5 protein-coding genes and 1 pseudogene are annotated in these 5385 nt (G+C 39.7%); 5 read left to right on the forward strand and 1 reads right to left on the reverse strand.

The features are described from left to right. The 4 genes from AAGC65_RS24615 to AAGC65_RS24630 form a co-directional block, all read left to right on the forward strand. Positions 1-1289: prephenate dehydrogenase (locus tag AAGC65_RS24615; protein ID WP_343115116.1), on the forward strand; the 1289-nt coding region annotated here is incomplete at its 5' end. Between the two features lie 143 nt (positions 1290-1432). Next, positions 1433-1999: a TlpA disulfide reductase family protein gene (locus AAGC65_RS24620; protein WP_343115117.1), complete on the forward strand. Its 567-nt coding sequence runs from the start codon at positions 1433-1435 to the stop codon at positions 1997-1999. Between the two features lie 130 nt (positions 2000-2129). Continuing rightward, positions 2130-2606: a hypothetical protein gene (locus AAGC65_RS24625; protein ID WP_343115118.1), complete on the forward strand. Its 477-nt coding sequence runs from the start codon at positions 2130-2132 to the stop codon at positions 2604-2606. A 311-nt stretch (positions 2607-2917) separates the two neighbouring features. Next, positions 2918-3772: an ATP-grasp fold amidoligase family protein gene (locus tag AAGC65_RS24630; RefSeq protein WP_343115119.1), complete on the forward strand. Its 855-nt coding sequence runs from the start codon at positions 2918-2920 to the stop codon at positions 3770-3772. Here AAGC65_RS24630 and AAGC65_RS24635 read toward each other — a convergent pair. Continuing rightward, positions 3769-4800 carry a hypothetical protein gene (locus AAGC65_RS24635; RefSeq protein ID WP_343115120.1) on the reverse strand — a complete coding sequence of 344 codons (1032 nt, stop codon included), beginning with the start codon at positions 4798-4800 and terminating at the stop codon, positions 3769-3771. The genes AAGC65_RS24630 and AAGC65_RS24635 overlap by 4 nt on opposite strands. A gap of 400 nt (positions 4801-5200) precedes the next feature. On the opposite strand from AAGC65_RS24635, the pseudogene AAGC65_RS24640 reads away from it, so the two are divergent. Beyond that, positions 5201-5385: pseudogene (locus tag AAGC65_RS24640) on the forward strand (50S ribosomal protein L3); the annotation flags it as partial.

The raw sequence follows: 5385 nt of genomic DNA on the forward strand, positions 1-5385 counted from the left end.
ATTTTGCTACTCATGGTTATATTAGCGGCATGAATATAGGTATTATTGGTTTAGGTGATATGGGGCGTTTATACGCTAAGGCATTTGCAAAAGCCGGCTACACCGTTTGCGGATGCGATTTGCCCGAAAACAGGAATAAGCTGGAAGATGAACTGGCCCCGTATAAAATAAAGATAATGGATAGCGGTAAAGAAGTATCCCGCATCAACGACCTGATCATCTATTCTGTAGAAGCCGATAAAATGGAAGCCGTGGTTGCCGAATGCGGCCCGCTTACCAAATATGGCGCCATTGTGGCCGGGCAAACCTCGGTAAAACATCCTGAGATAACCACTTTTGAAAAATACCTGCCCTCAGATGCCCAGATCATCACTTTTCATGGTATGCACGGGCCCGGGTTTGAGCCGGCAGGCCAAACGCTTATCCTGATACCTCATCGTAGTAGCCCTGATGCTTATAAGCGTATGTATGATCTGTTTAGCGCCATCGGTACCAATATTGTGGAAATTGCCGATTACCATGAGCATGATAAAATTGTGGCCGATACGCAGGCTGTAACTCATGTAGGCTTTGAAAGTATGGGTACCGCCTGGAAATCAGCCGGTTTTTTCCCCTGGGAAAATGCCTCGTACATAGGGGGTATTGATAATGTGAAGATATTAACCACCCTGCGTATATTTAGCTATAAAGCGCACGTATATGCCGGTTTAGCCATATTAAACCCATATGCCAGGCAACAGGTTAAGCGCTATGCCGAATCGGAATCGGAACTGTTTAAGCTCATGATCAAGGAGGAGGCCCAAACCTTTAGGGAACGCCTGTATCGTGCCCGCGATTTTGTTTTTCATGAAAGCCGTAAACCTATCATGCTGAATGATACGGTTATGAAAGAGTTTTCGCTGTCGCAAAATTCCGAGCAGCGTAAACCTAACTCGCACCTGAGTATATTGAGTATGGTTGATGCCTGGTACCACCTGGGCGTAAACCCTTATGATAACCTGATCTGCCAAACACCGCCGTTTCGTCTTCGCTTAGGTATTGCAGAATACCTTTTTAAGAATGAAGAGTTATTAGAAGAATCGTTAGAAACCGCCCTGTATGATAAAACCATCCGTGGTGACGATCTGGAGTTTCACTCTGCTGTGCGCGAATGGTCGGCAATAATTGGTTATGGCGACATGGAAGGCTATAAGAAGCATTTTAACGATGTACAGTCCTTTTTTGACGGCCGACTTGAAGAGGGCAAAAAGCAAAGCGCTGAACTGATCAGAAGGCTGATGAGTGAGTAGGGGATTTGATTTCGGATTTCGGAATTTCGATTTGGGATTTGCCAAGCAGTTTCGTATTTGATCATCAACCTTAAAATATAGTTTTATACTTCAACTGGGTTTGCTAAATTGGTGGTACAGATATCTGACCTTATCCTTTACCCATGTTAAACAATAATTGCAGACTTTTCGCAATACTTCTATTTATTACCAGACTGTTTTTCAATACGGGGGCATTGGCGCAAAATCATTGTCCTAATCTTTCCGGGATACACTACCTGACGGATACCGCGGCTAATTTTGATCAGCTTGTCCATCAGTTTAAAAATAAGATAGTTTATGTAGATATGTGGGCTACCTGGTGCCATCCTTGCAGACAGGAACTGCAAAAAACAAAAAATGTTAAGGCGTTTGAAAAGTTCGCCACCGAAAATAATATCGTGATATTATATATCTGCTGTGATGATGATGATAAAAAATGGAAATCGTTTATATCTGCCAATAAACTCAACGGCTATCATATCCTGATCAATAAGCATATGGAACAGGACTTTCATACTACCTATGGGGAGTGGCAAAATAGAAAAGGCAGTATAAAAAAGAGCCTTTATCTTCCCCGGCATTTAATAATTGATAAAAACAGGTCAGTAGCCGACAGCAGTGCGAGGGAACAAGGTAATCCATTGGTATATGCCAAACTGAAAAAGTTATTGAAGGATTCAGCAAAGTAGGAATAGATATAGTAAGATAAGTTTTAATCGGAAGCCCCGATTTATAATAATACTTTATTTTTGATCCATCACTGTATCATTTTAAATATCCTGAACGTAAGGTAATTATAACATAATTATTAAACCGTTTATGAAAAACTTTATCCAGTGCTGCGCGGGTTTGCTGCTTATGCTAACCTGCATCTCCTGTTCAAAAAAAGAAAAAGCTACCTGTTTGTTGGCACCTTATGCTTTAATTTTACCCAGCTTTGATTTTAAGGTGGTTGATAAAACTACCGGTACCGATCTTTTCTTTTCGGCGCAACCAACTTACACCCTCAGCGATATTAAGGTAGTATTTAAAAATACCAGTAATAAGGTAGATTCCTTAGCTCCACCTATGAAGATCAATGACGGCGCCGGCAATCGTTTTCATTATATTATTCCGGGTAATCGAACAACAGATACCTGCTTTATCAAGATCAAAAATCTTAAAACTGATACGGTAATAAGCACAATTGGAAGTATAAAAGGAGAGTGCGCCCCAATCGTCACGATAAAGATCCAGGTAAATCAGGAAGCTCCGATGAAATATTCAAACGGTGATGTAATTACTATCCGAAAATAAATTCTGCCAGTATTATCATTTATTATCATGCATGTGAGCAAAATCGTTTTCTCACTTATGTGTATTTGGATATTAAAACTTTACACAATATGTATAAGTGACTGAGTAAGACCGAACATTTTTTACACGTTCGTAAATTCGGTATAGCAACCACAAATATTTTAAATAAATTAGATTATAATTATATCTCCCCCTGATAGCTAATGTTTTATTAATAACCAACAATTTAAACCGTGATGACCTGCAAGTTATCTCACAACACAAAACATAAGTAAAATAATAAAAACGGTTAACCTTATTAACACAGTATCATGTTAGCATTTATCAGCAGTTTTTTACCCGTACCAGATATGATTGGTACACGAATCAGGAACAGGCATAAACATTTTTGGCAAGATCCTGATGCCGAGAACATCAGAAATACCTTATTCAATGCAGACGATCCGTTGGACGAGTGGAAAAGCGTTAAAAACTGGCAAAGGAGATTAAGCAACAAATATAATTCCCGCAATTTTGCTATAGCGCACAACTGTAAGGTGCCTAATTTATATTGGTGTGGCAGAAATGTAAGCGATATTGATTTTGGCCGGCTTCCTGAAAATTATGTGATTAGGCCTACCATTGGTCATTCATCAAATTTGGTGTTTTTGATGAAAAACGGCTATAACCTGTTTGATGATAAATCGTACACAACAACAGCGTTACGTGCTGTTTTGCAGGATGCGGTTAATAAAAATACGCATCTGCAATTTTTGGTAGAGGAGTTTTTGAAAAATGAAGAAGGGGAGCAAAAAATTCATAAAGATTATAAGTTGTTTTGCTTCAATGGTGAAATAGCCTGTATTAATGTGGTAAACAGGTTTAGCCCTAAAACCGGCGACTGCACTTTTTATAACGAGCAATGGGAATTATTACCATCGATTAACAAGATCTATCCATCGGGGACATACTTTCCACCGCCAGCTTGTTTGGCCGAAATAATAGCCTGCGCGAAAGCGTTGAGTAAAGGCTACGAAATTTTTGTACGCATTGATTTTTATGCTACCGATAAAGGCGCTGTATTCGGCGAATTTACACCAACACCCGGTATGGGCCACGGCTTTACCAATTTTGGACAGCGTTTACTGATAGACTATTGGGATAAATACTGCGGCGGTAAAATTTAGATCGAATTTTCCTTCTGCGCATTTAAAGCCTCGGCAAAAGCCTCATAATCATCAATATTCATTAATACAGTACTGAGTGTTCTGCTTGCACCATAGAGTCTGTCAATTTGTACAGGCTCTTTAAAGTTAATCAGTAAGTTGCCTCCGCTTTTGATAATGCCTCCCTTAAAATAAGCATCTTCAGAGCTATAATCATTGGTTATCTTTTTTACTGATGCAACATTATTAATACTGGTATAAATTCGCCAGCGCAAGCCTGTACGCAGCAGCAGGTGCGTATCCATAAGTTGTATTTTCCGTTTCAGGATGGCCGAGAGATCAGCCACAAACAAGATCATGCTATATAGGGAAAGCCCTGTTGCGATAATAGCGGCAATAGGGCTCCATCTTAGTAGCAGTAAATGAAAAGCTACCAATTCAACCAAAACTACCACCATTAAAATACACCAGATGGCAATATAACCTGTTTCTTTATGGGTACTAAAGTTGTGTAGGACTTTTAAACTGGATTTTTCTTTACGCCAGCATAAAAGGCCGTATCGTAAAACCGCTAATTCAGATGCAATGAGTTTTACGGGTAATGAGTCGCCCAGAACGTGCGCCATAGCGGCACGCAGGTTATAAATAGGGTCGGGCAGGGTGGCCTGGTGGGTTTTATAAAATGCGTTTAACTTTCTGATCTGGCTTACCGTGTAAATAATAAATAATATTTCGGCAGCAGCGGTTAGCTTGCGCAATTGTAAAATATACTCGCGCTGGTGTGCCGGAAGCACCAGATAAGCCACGGCCGAACATATGCTTATTACCAGCAGCATACGTTTTAGGGGTAGCTTTAATGGCCTCACCATAATTAAATAATAAAGCACCGGAAAGGTGATCACAAAATCGGCCAGTAAGCCGCTGGCTACCTTATCTTTAATTTGGTAAGCTACTGAATGTAAAAGTAATAGTCCGCCGATAAAAATAATCAGGGCTATTAAGGTGATCAGTATAATATTGCGGTTGAGTTTTAAGGGAAGCGCTGTCATTTTAATTGATTTTTAAAAAGGTAAAGGCGTATTCAGGGCCATTATTTTTTTGAACTGGCCGCGGAAATTTAAAATATGGCCAATTTAATACAGCTTTATTATTTTTGCTGCACAATTGTGAAAAGATTTTTTTGGCGACACGCGGTTTTACGCCGAATTTTTTATCACGAGGATGTAAATTCCAAAACCCTGAATTTTCTCGCAAAAATTAAACCGGTTCATCTTCATACAAATACCTCCGGCGGCTCTGTTAAAAAACAATGTGGAAAAATATTAAAAAATAATTCATTAACTATTTGAGAGTTAATACAAAATTTCTATCTTTGCCGTCCCTTTCGAGGGGAATAACATGCCTTGAACGAAGCCCTACTGCTTCGATGGGCACAAACAAATTAAAGAAATGTCAGGAATTATTGGTAAAAAAGTAGGAATGACCAGCATTTTCGACGAGGCAGGGAAAAACATTCCTTGTACAGTAATCGAAGCTGGCCCTTGCGTGGTAACACAAGTTAAGTCTGTGGATACAGACGGATATGCTGCTGTACAGCTGGCATATGGCGACAAAAAGGAAAAAAACACTTCTGC

It is taken from the genome of Mucilaginibacter sp. (genome assembly GCF_039207105.1).
In the GTDB taxonomy this organism is placed as follows: Bacteria; Bacteroidota; Bacteroidia; order Sphingobacteriales; family Sphingobacteriaceae; genus Mucilaginibacter.

Coding starts and splice junctions, on each gene's coding strand:
- AAGC65_RS24620 (WP_343115117.1), top strand. CDS start 1,433: ATGTTAAACAATAATTGCAGACTTTTCGCAATACTTCTATTTATTACC.
- AAGC65_RS24625 (WP_343115118.1), top strand. CDS start 2,130: ATGAAAAACTTTATCCAGTGCTGCGCGGGTTTGCTGCTTATGCTAACC.
- AAGC65_RS24630 (WP_343115119.1), top strand. CDS start 2,918: ATGTTAGCATTTATCAGCAGTTTTTTACCCGTACCAGATATGATTGGT.
- AAGC65_RS24635 (WP_343115120.1), bottom strand. CDS start 4,800: ATGACAGCGCTTCCCTTAAAACTCAACCGCAATATTATACTGATCACC.